Origin of the sequence: Kitasatospora terrestris, from assembly GCF_039542905.1 — a bacterium.
In the GTDB taxonomy this organism is placed as follows: domain Bacteria; phylum Actinomycetota; class Actinomycetes; order Streptomycetales; family Streptomycetaceae; genus Kitasatospora; species Kitasatospora terrestris.
In genome coordinates this window covers 4478488-4495909 of record NZ_BAABIS010000001.1, presented here as the reverse complement: position 1 = coordinate 4495909, position 17422 = coordinate 4478488, and the positions used below count along the sequence as shown (strand labels likewise).

Sequence of the window (17422 nt, the reverse complement as noted above, 5' to 3'; positions counted from 1 at the left end):
CCCGGGCGACCATCGGAACGTTCTATGATCCGCCTCATGACCACGGATTCTCCACGCGCGAGCGCTGCGGAAACCCTTGACTTCGCGAGCAGGTTCCGACGCCTGATCGCGGTGATCTATCCCAAGGATCTGGGCCGGCCCTGGCGGGACTCGGAGATCGCCGAGGGCACCGGGCTGAGCGGCACGTACATCGGGAACCTGCGCAAGGGCACCCAGAAGCCCAGCCTGGAGAACGCCGTGAAGATCGCCAAGTTCTTCGGCGTCCCGCTGGACTACTTCAACGACTCCGCGACCGCGCAGGCGGTCGAGCGGGACCTGCGGAAGATCGAGGCGCTGCGCGACGCCCGGGTGGAGCGGATCGCGATGCGCGCGGCCGGGCTGCCGCCGGAGATGCAGGACGCCGCGCTCACTATGGTGGAGCAACTGCGCCGGGCGGTCGGACTGCCCGACGACGGCAGCCCCAAGGACTGACCGCGCCGTGGTCGAGCACCGGGGGGTGCCGCTGGGGCGCTGGCGGTTGCCGGAGGGGGAGCACGTGCGGGGTGTGGGTCGGACGCGGCGCCGGATGCGGGCGGTCGCGCGCGGGCTGGAACTGCCGCCGCTCAGCACGGTCGAGGAGCTCTGCGAGGCGGTGGCCGAACGCTGCGGACGGCCGATCAGGCTGGAGCCGCGCCGGATGCGGGTGGGCGAGCCGTCCGGCTTCGTGGAGCGGCGGGCGGACGCCGACGTGATCCACTACGAGCAGGAGACCTCGGGCCTGCACCGGGCGCACATCATCTGCCACGAGCTGGCGCACCTGCTGTGCGGGCACCTGGCCGAGGTGCCGCCGCTGGACGAGGAGACCGCGCGGGTCGAACTGCCCACCATCGACCCGGAGATGCTGCGGCTGGTGCTGGGCCGCTCGCACTACGACGACGCGGCCGAGGAGGAGGCGGAGGTGCTGGGCGCCGAGCTGCTGCGGATCCTGGTGCTCGCCCCCGGCGACGGCACCACATCGCAGCTGGCGCCGGCCATGGAGCACCGCAAGGGGCAGCATGTCTGAGCTGCCCTTCGACGTCGTCTACCTGGGCATCGGGGTGCTGGCCTGGGTGGTGGCGGTCTCCAAGTTCCGGGCCTGGCGGCGGGATCCGTCGTTCGGGCTGCTGGTGGTGGCGCTGGCGATCGCCTCGCCGTCCACCGCGTTCCTGTGCGCGGCGCCGCCGGTGTACCGGCTGATCGACCGGCTCACCGGGGTGGGCAACCTGGCCACCCTCTTCGTGTACCTCGGCATCATGGGCTTCTCCGCGGCGACGGTGGTGCTGGCGCTGCTGTGGACGCCGCCCGAGGCGCGGGCCGGCGGCGCGGGCGTCTGGGCGGCGGCGAGCGGCGGGACGGTCCGGCGCCGGGTGCGCGGGCGGCTCGCGGTGTTCGCGGTGGCCGTGCCGGCGATGGCCGGGCTGTTCCTGGCCGGCGGCCCGTACCGGCCGGAGACGCCGCTGACCTTCGACACCACGTTCGCGACGGGCGGCGCGGTCGCCCTGTTCCTCGCGATCTACCAGGGGCTGTTCGCCTTCGCGCTGGTCGACATCGGCCGGGTCTGCCTGGGCCACGCCGCCCGGCTGCCCGCGGGGTGGCTGCGGCGGGGCATCCGCTCGCTGGCGGCCGGCGCGCTGACCGCCTGCGGGTACGTGCTGTGCAAGATCGTCGCGATCGGCGCCGCGTACGGCGGGGTGGGCGGGCTGGAGTGGCTGAGCACCGGCGTCGGCCCGGCGTTCGCCGCGGCCGGCGCCGTCCTGATCACGGCCGGCTTCGCGGGGCCGGCCGGCGCCGCCTGGACGCGCCGGCGCAGCGACTACCGGGCGCTGCGGCCGCTCTGGGACCTCGCGTACCGGGCCGACCGGCGGCTCGCCCTGGAGGCCCCGCCGCCGCTGTGGCAGGAGCGGCTGGCGCTGCGCGACCTGGAGTGGCGCACCACCCGCCGGGTGCTGGAGATCCGCGACGGGCAGCTCACGCTGCGCCCGTGGGTCGACCCGGCGGTCGTCGCGGCCGCGCGGGAGGCCGCGGAGCGGGCCGGGCTCGGCCCGGAGCTGCGGGACGCGCTGGTGGTCGCGGCGGCGCTGCGGGCGGCCGTGGAGGCGCTGGACGGCGGGGCGGCCCCGCGTCCGCGGGAGGAGCAGGTCACGCTGCCCGGGCTGGACGCGGAGCCGGTGCAGGAGCGGGCGCACCTGGTACGGGTGTCGCGCAGCCTGTCGGCGCCCGAGGCCGCGCCGGGCGCCCGGCCGGTGCGGGTGGGCTGACGGTGCCCGGGGACGCGTTCGCGCGGCTGGTGCTGGAGGACCTGCCGCAGTCGGCCCGGGTCGGGCTGACCCTGGGGTTCGTCCGCACCTACGGGGTGCCGGAGATCGCCCGGGTGCTGCACGGCAGCGGGGAGCTGCTGACCGCCCCGAAGGCGCGGGCGAAGGCGACCGGGGCGACCATGTTCGCGCTGATCCGGCACGGGGTGGAGAGCGCCGAGGGGCGCGCGCTGGTGGCGCGGCTGCGCGAGGTGCACCGGCGGCCGGGCGTGGACGGCGAGCTGATGGCGTACGTGCTGGGGTGCTTCACGGTGTGCCCGGTGGCGTTCGTCGACGCGTACGGGCGGCGGCGGGCGACGCCGGCGGAGCGGGACGGGGCGTTCGCCTTCCTCGACGCGCTGGGGGCGGCGCTGGAGCTGCCGTCGGTGGGGCGGGACTTCGCCGAAGTTGCCGGGTGGATGGCCGAGTTCGAGCGGTCGCGGTTCGGGCGCAGCGAGGCCGGGCAGGCACTGTGGGCCGCCACGAACGGCTTGCTGGCGAGCCGCTTGCCCCGACCGGTACGACGGCTGGCCCCGTTCGTGGCGGCGGCACTTCTCGACCCGGGGCTCGCCGACGCCCTGGGGGTCCGGCGGCCGCCGCGGCCCGTCCGGTGGCTCACCGGGCGGGCGCTCGGCCTGCTGCGGTAGCCGCCGGGCCCGGGCCGCCCGTCGGCGGGGCGGCCGGCCCGGCGGCCGGCGAGGCCGTCAGTGCGGCCGTCAGCGCGGCGGGATGTTGAAGTTGACGCGGAAGAGGTTCTCCGGGTCGTACGCCGCCTTGACGGCGGCGAGCCGGCCGTAGGTGGCGGCGTCGAAGGCGCGGCTGACGGACTGTGCCCCGGCGTCGTCGATGCCGAAGAAGTTGGCGAACGCCCCGCCGGTGCTCCACGGGCGCAGGCTCTCGTGGAGCGTGGTGTGGGCGGCGCGGATCTCCTCCAGCCGGCCCGGCTCCAGGATGCAGGTGGAGAAGAGCATGTAGCGGGCGTCGCGGCCGCCGACCGCGTTGGCGACGGCCGGCTGCCGGGCGTAGGCCCCGCCCTGCTGGCGGATCTCGGCGATCAGCGGGGAGCCGGCGTCGGGCCCGGCCAGGTCGAGCAGGGTGTCGAGGGTGGCGGGCTCCAGGGTGCGCAGCGCGGTGTTGCGGTCGAACGCGGGGTGCGGCATCGGCGGTTCGTGGTGGATGCTGCCGGCCTCGGTGAACGGGAGCTCGCGCAGGGTGTCCAGCAGGGGGGTGCCGAGCGCGCGCAGCGGGGCGACCAGGGCCTCGCCGTCGGCGGTGGCGCCGCTCCAGGCGATCCGGACGTGGGCGACGTAGCGGCCGCGCAGCGGTTCGGGGAGGACCGGCAGGTCGGGGTAGCGGATCAGTTGGAGGGAGGAGGACATCTCCTCGGGCAGGTCGGCGGTCCAGCCGGCCCAGCCGCGCAGCACCTCGGCGGCGTCGTCGGCGCCGAAGTAGAGGCCGCCGCCGTAGAGCGTGGTGAGCGGGAAGAGGTCGATCTCCATCTCGACGACGACGCCGAAGTTGTCCTTGCCGCCGCGCAGCGCCCAGAACAGGTCGGGCTCGTGGTCGGGGGTCGCGGTGCGCAGTTCGCCGTCGGCGGTGACGACGGTGAGGCGGCGGACGTGGTCGGCGGCGAAGCCGTGGCGGCGGCCGAGGAGTCCGATGCCGCCGCCGAGGGTGTAGCCGACGGCGCCGACGTCCGGGTTGGAGCCGCTGAGCGGGACCAGGCCGTGCGGGGCGGTGGCGGCGAGCACCTCGTGCCAGCGGACGCCGGCGGCGACGGTGGCGGTGCGGGCGGCGGCGTCGACGGTGACGCCCTTCATCCGGCGGGTGGAGACGACCAGTTGGCCGTCGGTGGGGACGGAGATGCCGTGCCCGGTCGCCTGGACGGCGACGCCGAGGCCGTGGTCGGCCGCGTACCGGACGGCGGCCTGCACGTCCGCCGGTCCGGTGGCGCCGACCACCAGCGCGGGGTGGTGGTCGAGCGCGAGGTTGTAGCCTGCGCGTTCTGCGTCGTAGCCGTCGTCGCCCGGCCGGAACACCGGCCCTGTTGTCCCGATCATGCCGTCGACGCTAGCGGTGGTCGCGGGGCCCGCGGGGGCCGGCCGGGCGCTCTGTGTCAGGTCCGGCGGCGTCGCGGCCGGGCGCCGGTTACGGTTCATGCGCCGATGTCGTAGGGGCGGGTCATGACCTCCAGGGCGTGGCCGTCCGGGTCGTCGAAGTAGACGCCGCGGCCGCCGTGCCAGGCGTTGATCCGGCCGGGCTGGCGGTGGAACGGGTCGGCCCAGTAGGTGAGCCCGCGGTCCTTGATCCGGCCGAAGATCTCGTCGAACTCGTCCTCGCCGACCAGGAAGGCGTAGTGCTGCGAGGTGATCGGCCCGTCGGCCCGGATCACGTCGAGCGAGATCTCGTTGCTCAGCTGCACGACCTGGAACGGCCCGTACTCGACCGGCTCCGGCAGGCCGAGCAGCTCGACCAGGAATCGGGCCGAGGCGCGGTTGTCGCTCGCGTTCAGGATGGTGTGGTTCAGCTGGACGGCCATGCTCGGGCCCTTTCGTCGGACGGCGGTCGTTGTGTCACGACCGTAGAACTTCAAGCCCGCTTCAAGTCAAGGGGAACCTCCGTGGAGCTGACCGTGGTTGACGTCGCGCCGGACGATCCGGCGCTGGTCCGGGACGTGGCGCCGCTGGTCCGGCTGCTGCGTCCGCGCCTCGACGCCGAGGGCTTCGCCGCCTTCGCCGCCGAGGCGCAGGCGCAGGGGCTGGTGTTCACCGCCGCGTACGACGGCGCGGGCCGCTGCCTGGCGGTGGCGGGGCACCGGGTGCTGGCGACCAGCCGCGGCCGGCTGCTCTTCGTCGACGACCTGGTGACGGCCGACGCCGCGCGGTCGACCGGCGTCGGGGCGCGGCTGTTCGAGGAGCTGCGGGAGCGGGCCCGGCGGCACGGGTGCGTGCGGATCGAGCTGGACTCCGGGACGGCGAACCACGGCGCGCACCGTTTCTACCACGCGCGGCGGATGGCGGTCACCGCGCTGCATTTCGGCCTGGAGATCTGAGCCGGGGCATTCTGTGTCAGGTCCGCCGACGGACTTGACGGACCCCGCCGGGCGTCTTTGACCGCCCTTCCGGCGGCTCGCCAGGATTTCGGCCATGGGCGAAAACACGATCGAAAACACGCCGCTTTTCCAGGTCCGCGCCGAGCGCCGCGTCAACGCCGCGCCGGCCGCCGTCTACGCCGTGGTCAGCGACCTCCCGCGCAGTGGCGAATGGAGCCCGGAATGCCAGGGCGGGGAATGGATCTCCGGCGCGCCGGGCGAGGTCGGCTCGGTGTTCCGCGGTGAGAACCTGCGCAGCGAGGAGGTCGTCTCCTGGGCGCCGGTGGTCCGCGGCACCTGGCACACCCACGCCGAGGTGGTCGCCGCCGAGCCGGCCCGCACCTTCCGCTGGGCGATGCAGGACAGCCGGGGCCGGGCCCAGCAGTCCGTCTGGGGCTTCGACGTGGAGCCGGACGGCGAGGGCAGCGTCCTGGTCCACCACTTCGAGATGGCCTCGGCCACCGAGGGGATCCGCGGCATCACCGCCGAAATGGACGACGTGGAGAAGAAGCAGTTCTTCACCGACTGGGGCGTCAAGCTGGAGCAGGACCTCGGCGTGACCCTCGAACGCATCAAGCTCGTCATCGAAAAGAACTGATCGCTTTTTCCCGCGCGGACTGAGAGGGCGGAAAGGTGCTTCTTCAGCGTATTGCAAACCGGGGTATCCGGCTCGGCACGCTTTTTGAGCGGGCCGCGGTCAAGCAGGGTGCCAATGTCGTGATCCTGGACCACGACCTCGACATCGCCCCCGGTCTGGGCCGCCGGGCGACGGTCGCGGAGATCGCCGATCTGATCGACGACTTCGCGTCCCGGCTGTGGGCCGCCCGGGTCCGCCCCGGCCAGCGCGTGGTGGTGTACAAGTCGGACGGCTTCGACATCACCCTGCTGGCGTGCGCGGTGGCGCGGGTCGGCGCCGTCCCGGTGCTGCTGTCGCCGAAGCTGGACGGCGCCACGGTGGCCGAGCTGGTCCGCCGCACCGACGAGCCCTTCCTGGTCACCGACCAGGACAAGCTGGAGCACGAGCTGCCCGCCGCCGTCTTCGACCTCGCGGACAAGGTGCTGCTGACCAAGGGCAGCTGGGAGGGCGCGGTCGAACTGTCCGCGCTCGCCGGCTCGCCCCGGGTGCCGGCCGTCACCATGCCGCCCGAGCACCCGACGCTGATCACCCACACCTCGGGCACCACCGGCACCCCGAAGCTCGCGGTGCACACCGGCCGTACCCTGCAGGCCCGTTACCGTCCGCAGGCGACCGTGGTGCGGCCGCTGATCCCGGGCCGGGAGACCATCGCGATCCACGTCTCCTTCGTGCACTCGCGCCTGATCACCGCACTGGCGATCTCGCTGTTCCGCGGCTTCCCGATCCTGGTGCTGCGCGAGTCGGACCCGGCGCACGTCGGCGAGCTGTTCGCCCGCCTGAAGCCGGGCATCCTGGAGGCGCACCCCAACTCCTTCATGGAGTGGGAGGAGCTGGTCCACGACCCCCGGAAGCCGCTGGCCAACGTCAAGCTGTTCTCCTCCACCTTCGACGCGATCCACCCGCGCACCGTCCAGACCATGCTGAACGCCTCCGAGCGCACCGCGCCGGTCTTCGGCCAGCTGTACGGGCAGAGCGAGATCGGCCCGGCGGTCGTCCGCTCCTTCACCAAGCGGCGCGGACTGGACGCGGACGGCCGCTGCGTGGGCATGCCCTTCCCCGGCTTCACCGACATCCGGGTGGTCAGCCGGGACGGCAACCCGCCGTCGGCGACCAACCCGGGCTTCATCGAGGTGAAGAGCGACGGACGGATCGTCACCTACCTCGGCGAGCAGGACCGCTACGACAAGCAGGTCAACGACGGCTGGTGGCGGATGGGCGACGTCGGCTACCGCACCAAGTGGGGCTGCGTGCACCTGCTGGACCGCGAGGTCGACGTGATCGAGGGCTTCGGCTCCACGCTCGCCGCCGAGGACACCCTCTTCGCCAAGCTGGACCAGCTCGCCGAGGTCGTCATCATCCCCGGCCCGGACGGCCGCGCCGTCCCGGTGGTGTGCACCAAGGACGACGAGCCGCTGGACCTGGACGCCTGGAAGGCCGCCGCGGCGACCCTCCCCGCGATGGCCCCGCCGGTGCAGTGGAAGCTCGGCTCGCTGCCGCAGACCGCCACCACCAAGATCAAGCGGATCGAGCTGGCCGGCCTGATCGCCTCCGGCGGTGCGGCATGAGCGAGCCCCGGATCGTCATCGTCGGCGGCGGGATCGGCGGCCTGGCGGCCGCCCTCGCCGTCACCCGCCGCGGCCACCGGGTGACCGTGCTGGAGCGGGCCCCGGAGTTCGCCGAGATCGGCGCCGGCATCCAGATCGCCCCGAACGGCATCCGCGCCCTGGAGCGGCTGGGCCTGGGCGACCGGGTCCGGGCGGGCGCCGTGCACATGGCCGAACTGCGCTTCATGGACGGCGTCACCGGCGAGCACGTCACCAGCCTCCCGCTCACCGAGGAGTACCGGCGCCGCTTCGGCAACCCGTACGTGGTCGTCCACCGCGCCGAACTGCACGCCATGCTGCTCGACGCCTGCCTCGCCGACGAGAAGGTCGAGCTGCGGGCCGGCGTCACCGTCACCGGCTACCGGCAGAGCGGCGGCACCGCCACCGTACTGCTGGAGAACGGCGAGGAGATCACCGGCGACGCGGTGATCGGCGCGGACGGCATCCACTCCGCGATCCGCCGCCAGCTGGTCGGCGACGGCGCGCCGCGCAACTCCGGGATCACCGTCTACCGGGCGATCATCCCGATGGAGCAGGTGCCGGAGGAGATCCGCTGGGCCACCTCGGTGACCTGGTGGGCCGGCCCGCACTGCCACTTCGTCCACTACCCGATCGCCGGCGGCAAGTACCTCAACCTGGCCGCCTCCAGCGACAACCACGCCACCGAGGCGACCGCCAACGTGCCGGTCACCAAGGAGCAGGTCCGCGAGCAGTTCGCCGGCCTCGGCGCCGACGCGCACCGGCTGCTGGAGCTCGGCGAGGGCTGGCGCTCCTGGGTGCTGGTCGACCGCGACCCGGTCACCGACTGGACCGACGGACGGGTCACCCTGCTCGGCGACGCCGCGCACCCGATGCTGCACTACGCGGCCCAGGGCGCCTGCCAGGCCCTGGAGGACGCCGTCCTGCTCGGCGACCTGCTCGACTGCACCGCCGACGCCTTCCCCCAGCGCTTCGAGAAGTACAACGCCGAGCGGCGCGAGCGCACCGGCCGGGTCCAGCTGACCGCCCGCGACTCGATCCGGCTCTGGCACCCGGCCGGCGAGGACGCGGAACGGCGCAACGCCCTGCTCCGCTCGCTGTCCGAGTCCGACCTGCACGACCAGGTCGCCTGGATGCACGGCGTCCGCGCGTTCGGCGCGGCCGACAACGAGACGGACGGAGACCAGTCATGACCGAGCGCCAGCTCCAGATCTGCATCATCGGCGCCGGGCCGCGCGGACTGTCCGTGCTGGAGCGGCTCTGCGCCAACGAGCGCCGCGAGCGCTCCGGCGAGAGCGTCACCGTGCACGTCGTCGACCCCTCCGCGCCCGGCGCCGGCCGGGTCTGGCGCACCAGCCAGTCCCGGCACCTGCTGATGAACACCGTCGCCTCCCAGATCACCGTCTACACCGACGAGTCGGTCCGGGTCGAGGGCCCGATCGAGCCCGGCCCCACCCTGTACGAGTGGGCCAAGTCCCTCCCCGAGACCGGCAGCCCGGCCGACTACGACGACGAGACCCTCGCCGAGGCCCGCGACCTCGGCCCCAACACCTACCCCACCCGCGCCTTCTACGGCCGCTACCTGCACGACTCCTTCCTCGCCGTGGTCGCCGGCGCCCCCGCGCACGTCACCGTCCGGGTGCACCGCTCCCGCGTCGTCGCCATGGCCGACACCCACGGCGTCCCCGGCGGCCCCCAGGGCGTCCGCCTGGAGGACGGCACCCGGCTCAACCGCCTCGACGCCATCGTCATGGCCCAGGGCCACGTCCCCGCCCGGCTCTCCCCCCGCGAGGCCAAGGCCGCCAGCCTCGCCCGCATCCACCACCTCACCTACGTGCCGCCGGCCAACCCCGCCGACGTCCACGTCGGCGCCATGCCCGGCCAGAACGTCCTGCTCCGCGGCCTCGGCCTCAACTTCTTCGACCACATGGCCCTGCTCACCCTCGGCCGCGGCGGCACCTTCACCCGCCGCGCCGACGGCAAGCTCTCCTACCAGCCGTCCGGCGAGGAGCCGATGCTCTACGCCACCTCCCGGCGCGGCATCCCGTACCACGCCCGCGGCGAGAACGAGAAGGGCGCGTACGGGCGCTACCTGCCCCGGCTCCTCACCCCCGAGGTCGTCGCCGGGCTCCGCGAGCGCAGCGGACGCGGCGACGCCGTCAACTTCGCCACCGACCTGTGGCCGCTGATCTCCCGCGAGGTGGAGAGCGTCTACTACGGCGCCCTGCTCACCGCACAGGGCCGCGACGCCGAGCGCGAGGCCTTCACCCAGCGGTACCTCACCGACGAGCGGCCCGAGCAGGTGCTCGACTCCTTCGCGATCGCCGACGCCGACCGCTGGAACTGGGAGAAGCTCGGACGCCCCTACGGCGACCGCGAGTTCACCTCCCGGCTCGACTTCCGGCGCTGGCTGCTCGACTACCTGGCGAAGGACGTCGCCGCCGCCCGCGAGGGCAACCTCAGCGGGCCGCTGAAGACCGCGCTCGACGTCCTGCGCGACCTGCGCAACGAGATCCGCCTCGCCGTCGACCACGGCGGCCTCGACGGCGACTCGCACCGCGACGACCTGGAAGGCTGGTACACCCCGCTCAACGCCTTCCTCTCGATCGGCCCGCCCGCCGAGCGGATCGAGCAGCTGATCGCCCTGGTCGAGGCCGGGGTGCTCGAACTGCTCGGCCCCGACACCGAGATCCGCATCGACACCGACGCGCCCGCGTTCGTCGCACAGTCCCGGGCCGTGCCCGGCGCGGCCGTCCGGGCGACCGTCCTGATCGAGGCCCGGCTGCCCGAGCCCGACCTGCGGCGCACCGCGGACCCGCTGCTGCGGCACCTGCTCGAAACCGAGCAGTGCACCACCTACCGGATCGGCTCCAGCGGCGGCTCCGGCTACGAGACCGGCGGCCTCGCGGTCACCGAGCGGCCCTACCGCCTGCTCGACGCCCGCGGCCGGGCACACCCGCGACGCTTCGCGTACGGCATCCCCACCGAGTCCGTGCACTGGGTCACCGCCGCCGGCATCCGCCCCGGCGTCGACTCCGTCACCCTCGGCGACTCCGACGCCATCGCGCGCGCCGTCCTCGCCCTCCCCCCCACCGCCGACGTCCCCACCGCCGTCCGTCCCACCGCCACCGAAACCGACCTCCAAGGCGTCCTGGTATGACCACCGGCCCCCACCAGCCCCCCGCCGGCCACTCGGCGAACCCGCCGCGCGGAGCTTCCGCGGAGCCGACCGGGGACGCGGCCCGCAAGCCCGCCGCAGGCACACCGCTGCGCGGGGCCCCGGCGGAGCCGACCGGGAAAGCGCCCCGCGAGCCCGCCGCAGGCGCTTCGGCGCAGGCCGGCGAGGCGCAGCCACTGCGCACGGCCACGGCGCAGCCGACAGGCGAGCCCGCCGCAGGCACACCGCTGCGCGGGGCCCCGGCGGAGCCGACCGGGGAAGCGCCCCGCAAGCCCACCGCAGGCGCTTCGGCGCAGCCGACAGGCAAGCCCGCCGCAGGCGACCCGGCGCAGCCGACAGGCAAGCCCGCCGCAGGCGACCCGGCGCAGCCGACAGGCAAGCCCGCCGCAGGCGACCCGGCGCAGCAGCCGGCCGCGGATGCCGGGTTGTTGGCGCCGGTGCGGGTGGGGGTGCCGGTGGAGGCGGTGGTGTCGGACGTGGCGTGGCTGCAGGCGATGCTGGACGCCGAGGCGGCGCTGGCCAGGTCGCAGGCGCGGCTGGGCACGGTGCCGGACTGGGCGGCCGCGGCGATCACCGCGGCCGCCCGGGCGGACCGGTTCGATCTGCGCGGCCTGTCGCTGGCCGCCCGGGAGACCGCGAATCCGGTGGTGGGCCTGGTGCAGCAGTTGGCCCGGGTGGTGGCCGAGGTCAGTCCGGCGGCCGCCGAGTACGTGCACCGCGGTTCGACGAGCCAGGACGTGTTCGACACCGGCGCGATGCTGGTGGCGCGGCGGGCGGTGGAGCTGATCAGGGCGGATCTCGACCGGGCGGCCGCCGCGCTCGCGGCGCTGGCCGAGGAGCACCGGGACACCGTGATGCCGGGCCGCACCTTGGCCCTGCAGGCGGTCCCGACCACGTTCGGCCTGAAGGCCGCGGGTTGGCGTGCGCTGCTGCTGGACGCGGAGCGCCGGCTGGCGGCGGTGCTGGAGGGCGGCCTGCCGGTGTCGTTGGGCGGTGCGGCGGGCACGCTGGCCGGCTATCTGGAGTTCGCCCGGCTCGATGCCCCCGACGAGGGGGGCGACCCGGGTGGGTACGTCGACCGTCTGGTCGACGCGTTCGCCGCGGAGACGGGCCTTGCCCGTCCGGTGCTGCCGTGGCATTCGCTGCGCACTCCCGTCGCGGACCTCTCGGCGGCGTTGGCCTTCACGGCCGGCGCGCTGGGCAAGGTCGCGGTGGACGTGCAGTCCTTGACCCGGACGGAGGTCGGCGAGGTCGCCGAGCCGACCGCCGCCGGGCGGGGGGCGTCGTCGGCGATGCCGCACAAGCGCAATCCGGTGCTGGCGACGATGATCCGTGCGGCGGCGTTGCAGGTGCCGGCGCTGTCGGCGGCGTTGACGGCGTGCATGGTGCACGAGGACGAGCGTTCGGCGGGGGTCTGGCACGCCGAGTGGCTGTTGCTGCGCGAGTGCCTGCGGCTGGTGGGCGGCGCGTCGTTCACGGCGGTGGAGCTGGCGGAGGGCCTGACGGTCCGTCCGGTGCGGATGCTGGCGAACCTCGAACTGACCGGTGGCCAGATGGTCTCCGAGCGGGTGGCGGCGGTGCTGGCCCCGTCGCTGGGCAAGGCGGAGGCGAAGCGCCTGTTGGGCGAGGCCTCGGAGGAGGCGGAGTTCAACGGCATTCCGCTGGCGGTGGTGCTGGCGGGTCGCGGTCTGGTGCCGGCGGCGGTCGCCGCGGAGCTGTGCGACCCGTCCGCGTACACCGGCGCTGCCGGTGCCCTGGTCGACCGGGCCCTGAAGTCCTGAGGTCCACAAACCCTGTAGCAGCACGCCCGGAGAGGTAGGAGTCATGAGGCGCACCCTGAAGCACTGGGATCCGGAGAACGAACTCGCCTGGCAGCGGGGTGACAGCCGGGTCGCGTGGCGCAACCTGGTGTTGTCGGTGCTGTCCGAGCACGTCGGCTTCTCGGTGTGGAGCCTGTGGTCGGTGCTGGTGCTGTTCATGTCCCCGGCGATCGGCCTGGGCTTCTCGCCGAGCGAGAAGTTCCTGATGGTGGTGGTGCCGACGCTGGTGGGCGCCTTGCTGCGGCTGCCGTACAGCTGGGCGGTGACGCGGTTCGGCGGGCGGACGTGGACGGTCTTCGCGACGGCCGTGCTGCTGGTCCCGGCGACGGCGGCGCTGGTGTTCGTGCAGCGTCCGGGCACGCCGCTGTGGGTCTTCCTGCTGATCGGCGCGGCGACGGGGGTGGGCGGCGGCAACTTCGCGTCGTCGATGACCAACATCACCGCGTTCTTCCCGCAGCGGTACCAGGGCCGGGCGCTCGGTCTGAACGCGGGCGGCGGCAACCTGGGCGTGGCGGCGGTGCAGTTGATCGGCCTGCTGGTGATCTCCACGGCGGGTGCCGGGCATCCGGCGTACGTGATCGCGGTCTACCTGCCGCTGATCGTCCTGGCGGCGCTGCTCGCCGCCGCCGGCATGGACGACCTGCCGGCGGACCGGGCCGGCCGGGCCGACCGGGGGGCGCAGCTGGAGGCGCTGCGGTGCGCCGACACGTGGTGGATCTCGCTGCTGTACGTGGGCACCTTCGGCTCGTTCATCGGGTACGGCTTCGCGTTCGGGCTGGTGCTGCAGACGCAGTTCGGCGCGACGCCGCTGCAGGCGGCGGGGTACACCTTCCTCGGGCCGCTGCTGGGGTCGTTCGCGCGTCCGCTGGGCGGCTGGGCGGCGGACCGGCTGGGCGGTGCGCGGGTGACGTGCCGGGTGTTCGCGGCGATGGCGGCGGGCACGCTGGTGCTGCTGGCGGCGTCGGCGCTGCACTCGTTCCCGCTGTTCCTGGTCGGGTTCGCGGTGCTGTTCGTGCTGAGCGGGATCGGCAACGGCTCGACGTACAAGCTGATCCCGGCGGCGTTCGCGGCGCGGGCGGAGCGGGCGGTGCTGGCGGGGCGTCCGGCCGGGGCGGCGTTCGCCCGGGCGCGGCGGCTGTCGGGTGCGGTGATCGGGATCGCGGGTGCGGTCGGGGCGCTCGGCGGGGTGGCGGTGAACCTGGTGTTCCGCGCCTCGTACGGGCATCCGGGCGGCGGGGGCACGGGCGCGTTCCTGGCGTTCCTGGGCTTCTACGCGGTGTGCGTGCTGGTGACCCGGGTGGTGTACCTGCGTCCGGCCCCGGCGGTGCCCGCGGTGGCGCGGACCTCGGAGCGTGCCCGTGTCCGGGTCTGACGGCGGTGGCGGCCCGGAGGTCGCCACCCACTGCCCGTACTGCGCGCTGCAGTGCGGCACCGTGCTGGCCGGCGGGCCGGGCGCGGTGGCCGTCCGGCCGTCCGACTTCCCGGTGAACCGGGGCGGGCTGTGCCGGAAGGGCTGGACCGCCCCGGCGCTGCTGGACGTCCGCGACCGGCTGCGCGAGCCGCTGGTGCGCGACGCGGACGGGCGGCTGCGCCCGGTGGACTGGGCGACGGCCCTGGACACGGTCGCCGAGCGGCTGCGCCGGATCCGGGCCGAGCACGGTCCGGACGCGGTCGGGGTGTTCGGCGGCGGCGGGCTCACCAACGAGAAGGCGTACCAGTTGGGCAAGTTCGCCCGGGTCGCGCTGGGCACCAGCCAGATCGACTACAACGGCCGGTTCTGCATGTCCTCCGCGGCGGCGGCCGGGATCGCCGCGTTCGGCGTGGACCGGGGGCTGCCGTTCCCGGTGGCCGACCTGGGCCGGGCCGAGGTGGTGCTGCTGGCCGGCGCCAACCCGGCGGAGACCATGCCGCCGCTGATGCGGCACCTGGAGCAGGCGCGGCTGGTCGTCGTCGACCCGCGCCGCACCAGGACCGCCGAGCGCGCCGCCGTCCACCTGCAGCCCGCCCCGGGCACCGACCTGGCGCTCGCCCTCGGGCTGCTGCACCTCGCGGTGGTCGAGGGCCGCACGGACTCCGGCTACCTGGCCGAGCGCACCACCGGCCTGGAGGACGCCTGGCAGCTCGCCGCCGGCTGGACGCCGGAGCGGGTGGAGCGGCTGACCGGCGTCCCGGTGGCCGAACAGCGGGAAGCGGTGAGGCTGCTGGCCGAGGCCGAGCGGGCGTACGTGCTCACCGGGCGCGGCGCCGAGCAGCACAGCAAGGGCGCCGACACGGTCGCCGCGTTCATCAACCTGGCGCTGGCGCTGGGGCTCCCGGGCCGGGAGGGCAGCGGCTACGGCTGCCTGACCGGCCAGGGCAACGGGCAGGGCGGGCGCGAACACGGCCAGAAGGCCGACCAGTTGCCCGGCTACCGCTCGATCACCGACCCCGCCGCCCGGGCGCACGTCGCCGGCGTGTGGGGCGTCGCCCCGGAAAGCCTGCCGGGCCCCGGGCGCAGCGCGTACGAGCTGCTGGACGCGCTCGGCGGGGACGTCCGGGCGCTGCTGGTGTTCGGCTCCAATCCGGCGGTCTCGGCGCCGCGCGCCGCGCACGTCACCGAGCGGCTCGCCGCCCTGGACCTGCTGGTGGTCGCGGACTTCGTGCCGTCCGAGACGGCGCGGCTGGCCGACGTGGTGCTGCCGGTCACCCAGTGGGCGGAGGAGGAGGGCACGCTCACCAATCTGGAGGGGCGGGTGCTGCGCCGCCGCCGGCTGCTCGGCCCGCCGCCCGGCGTGCGGAGCGACCTGGAGGTGCTGCACGGCCTGGCCGTCCGGCTCGGGCAGGACGCCGAGCGCTGGCCGACCGAACCGGAGCGGGTGTTCGCGGAGCTGCGCCGGGCTTCGCGCGGCGGCGCCGCCGACTACTCCGGCATCGACTACCGGCGGCTGGACGCGGGCGAGGCGCTGCACTGGCCGTGCCCCGAGCCGGGCCACCCGGGGACGCCCCGGCTGTTCCTGGACCGCTTCGCGCACCCGGACGGCCGGGCCCGGTTCGCCGCCGTCGACCACCGCGACGCGGCCGAACTCCCGGGCGAGCGGTACCCGTTGTTCGGGACGACCGGCCGGGTGCTGGCGCACTACCAGTCCGGTGCGCAGACCCGCCGGATCGCCGAACTGGCCGCCGCCGTACCGGAGCCGTACGTGGAGGTGCACCCCGACACCGCGGCCCGCGCGGGCCTGGCCGACGGCGACCTCGCCGAGGTCGGCTCGGAGCGCGGCACGGTGACCGCCCGGGTGCGGCTGAGCGGGTCGCTGCGCACCGACACGGTGTTCCTGCCCTTCCACTTCCCGGGCGCCGGGCGGGCCAACCTGGTCACCAACCCGGCGCTCGACCCGCGGAGCCGGATGCCCGAGTTCAAGGTCTGCGCGGTCCGGCTCTCCCCCGCGACGGAGTCACGATGAACGCTCGAGTCGGCACCCCGGCCGGCGCGGCCGCCCCGGCGGGCCGGGTGGTCGTGGTCGGCCACGGCCCGGCCGGGCACCGGCTGGTGCAGCGGCTGCTGGCCCTCGGCCACCGGGGCCCGGTCACCGTCCTCACCCGGGGCGCCCGCGCGGCCCACCCGTCGGACGCGGTCGACCTGCGGGCGGGCGTGCGGGCCGTGCGGATCGACCGGGTGCGCCGCCTGGTGCACGCCTCGGACGGCTCCGCGCACCGCTACGACACCCTGGTCCTCGCCACCGGCGCCCGGCCGGCCGCGGGCGCCCCCGCGGCGGCCCCGCCGGCCGGCCCGGTGGCGGTGGTCGGCGGTGGCGAGGAGGCGGTCCGGACCGCTCTGGCACTGCGCGCGGCGCACCGGGACGTCACGCTGGTGCACCGGGAGCCGCAGCTGCTCGGCGGTCACCTGGACCCCGCCGCGGCGGAGTTGCTGGGCCGGGCGGTCGCCGGGGCCGGGATCCGGCTGCGGCCGGGCCGCACCGCCCTGCAGCACGCCGGTGGCCGCCTCGCGCTGGACGACGGCGAGTCGCTGCCCGCGACCGCCGTGCTGCGCCGCGAGCCGCCGGTGCCGGAGACCGCGCTCGCCCGCGCGGCGGGGCTGGCGGTCGGCCGGGGCATCGCCGTCGACGCCCGGCTGCTGACCTCCGACCCGCGGATCCACGCGCTCGGCGCCTGCACCGGCCCCGGCCGGGACGGCTGGGCGCAGGCCGACGCGCTGGCCCGGCTGCTGACCGGCACGGCGCCCGGCCCGGTGCCGGAGCGGCCGCTCCTGCGGCTGTCCGCCGCCGGGGTGGACCTGCTCGCCGTCGGCACGCCGGGCGACGGGGACCTCGAGGTGCTGCTGCGCGACCCCGCGCGCGGCCGGTACGCCCGGCTCGGGCTGCGGGACGGCCGGATCGCCTCCGCGGTGGTGCTCGGACTCCCCCGCGCGATCGCCGCCGTCACCCAGCTGTACGACCGCGACCTGCCCGTCCCGGCCGACCGGCTCGCGCTGCTGCTGGGCACCCCGGCCGCACTGCCCGGCGGCGCCGAGCCGGGGCCGGACACCGTGCTCTGCCACTGCGCCGGCGTCACCCGGGGCGCCGTCGCCGAGGCCTGGCACGCCGGGGCCTGCGACGTCCCCGCGCTGGCCGCCGCCACCCGCGCCACCACCGGCTGCGGCGGCTGCGGCCCCGACCTGCGCGCCCTGTGCGCCTCGCTCGCCCGCGCCTCGGCCGCCGGGCCCGCGCGCCCCCGCGAGCTGGCCGACCAGCCGGCCTGACGCCGTACCCGCCGCGCCCCACCCGCCCGCCGTCCGGCGGCCGGGTGGGGCGCCCGTCTGTCGACA

15 protein-coding genes are annotated in these 17422 nt (G+C 75.4%); 13 read left to right on the top strand and 2 right to left on the bottom strand.

The features are described 5' to 3' along the window. Nucleotides 1–111: 111 nt before the first annotated feature. Genes ABEB06_RS20745 through ABEB06_RS20730 form a run of 4 tightly spaced genes read left to right on the top strand, consistent with a single transcriptional unit; the run spans nt 112 to nt 2959 of the window. Nucleotides 112–471, top strand: coding sequence for a helix-turn-helix domain-containing protein (locus ABEB06_RS20745; RefSeq protein ID WP_345698368.1), 360 nt, complete (start codon nt 112–114; stop codon nt 469–471). Between the two features lie 7 nt (nt 472–478). Continuing rightward, complete coding sequence (locus ABEB06_RS20740; protein WP_345698367.1) at nt 479–1042, top strand: ParH-like protein; 564 nt, start codon at nt 479–481, stop codon at nt 1040–1042. Further along, complete coding sequence (locus ABEB06_RS20735) at nt 1035–2276, top strand: MAB_1171c family putative transporter (RefSeq protein ID WP_345698366.1); 1242 nt, start codon at nt 1035–1037, stop codon at nt 2274–2276. The genes ABEB06_RS20740 and ABEB06_RS20735 overlap by 8 nt, the downstream gene beginning before the upstream one ends. A gap of 2 nt (nt 2277–2278) precedes the next feature. Next, nucleotides 2279–2959, top strand: a complete 681-nt coding sequence (locus tag ABEB06_RS20730; protein WP_345698365.1) for an oxygenase MpaB family protein — start codon at nt 2279–2281, stop codon at nt 2957–2959. Nucleotides 2960–3028: 69 nt separating this feature from the next. On the opposite strand, the gene ABEB06_RS20725 is transcribed toward ABEB06_RS20730, so the two are convergent. Together ABEB06_RS20725 and ABEB06_RS20720 are read right to left on the bottom strand one after the other, a co-directional pair. Next, nucleotides 3029–4372 (bottom strand): FAD-binding oxidoreductase, encoded by a 1344-nt coding sequence (locus tag ABEB06_RS20725; protein ID WP_345698364.1) that lies wholly within the window; start codon nt 4370–4372, stop codon nt 3029–3031. A 95-nt stretch (nt 4373–4467) separates the two neighbouring features. Continuing rightward, entirely contained in the window at nt 4468–4851 is a 384-nt protein-coding gene (locus ABEB06_RS20720) for a VOC family protein (protein WP_345698363.1), read from the bottom strand. Between the two features lie 93 nt (nt 4852–4944). Here ABEB06_RS20720 and ABEB06_RS20715 point away from each other — a divergent pair, with 93 nt between their 5' ends. From ABEB06_RS20715 to ABEB06_RS20675, 9 genes are all read left to right on the top strand, one after another. Next, nucleotides 4945–5364 carry a GNAT family N-acetyltransferase gene (locus tag ABEB06_RS20715; protein ID WP_345698362.1) on the top strand — a complete coding sequence of 140 codons (420 nt, stop codon included), beginning with the start codon at nt 4945–4947 and terminating at the stop codon, nt 5362–5364. Nucleotides 5365–5458: 94 nt separating this feature from the next. Further along, a complete protein-coding gene (locus tag ABEB06_RS20710; RefSeq protein ID WP_345698361.1) occupies nt 5459–6001 on the top strand; it encodes an SRPBCC family protein in 543 nt (180 codons plus the stop codon). Nucleotides 6002–6036: 35 nt separating this feature from the next. Further along, nucleotides 6037–7605, top strand: coding sequence for an AMP-binding protein (locus ABEB06_RS20705; protein WP_345698360.1), 1569 nt, complete (start codon nt 6037–6039; stop codon nt 7603–7605). Beyond that, a complete protein-coding gene (locus ABEB06_RS20700; protein WP_345698359.1) occupies nt 7602–8816 on the top strand; it encodes a 3-hydroxybenzoate 6-monooxygenase in 1215 nt (404 codons plus the stop codon). The genes ABEB06_RS20705 and ABEB06_RS20700 overlap by 4 nt, the downstream gene beginning before the upstream one ends. Further along, a complete protein-coding gene (locus tag ABEB06_RS20695; protein WP_345698358.1) occupies nt 8813–10783 on the top strand; it encodes an FAD/NAD(P)-binding protein in 1971 nt (656 codons plus the stop codon). The genes ABEB06_RS20700 and ABEB06_RS20695 overlap by 4 nt, the downstream gene beginning before the upstream one ends. Before the next feature lie 443 nt (nt 10784–11226). Continuing rightward, entirely contained in the window at nt 11227–12582 is a 1356-nt protein-coding gene (locus tag ABEB06_RS20690; RefSeq protein ID WP_345698357.1) for a nitrosuccinate lyase, read from the top strand. 43 nt (nt 12583–12625) lie between these two features. Beyond that, on the top strand, nt 12626–13993 hold the full coding sequence (locus ABEB06_RS20685; protein WP_345698356.1) for an MFS transporter: 1368 nt from the start codon (nt 12626–12628) through the stop codon (nt 13991–13993). Further along, entirely contained in the window at nt 13980–16061 is a 2082-nt protein-coding gene (locus tag ABEB06_RS20680; protein WP_345698355.1) for a molybdopterin oxidoreductase family protein, read from the top strand. Before ABEB06_RS20685 ends, ABEB06_RS20680 begins: the two co-directional genes overlap by 14 nt. Beyond that, nucleotides 16058–17356, top strand: coding sequence for an FAD-dependent oxidoreductase (locus ABEB06_RS20675; RefSeq protein ID WP_345698354.1), 1299 nt, complete (start codon nt 16058–16060; stop codon nt 17354–17356). The genes ABEB06_RS20680 and ABEB06_RS20675 overlap by 4 nt, the downstream gene beginning before the upstream one ends. The last annotated feature ends 66 nt before the right edge of the window (nt 17357–17422 follow it).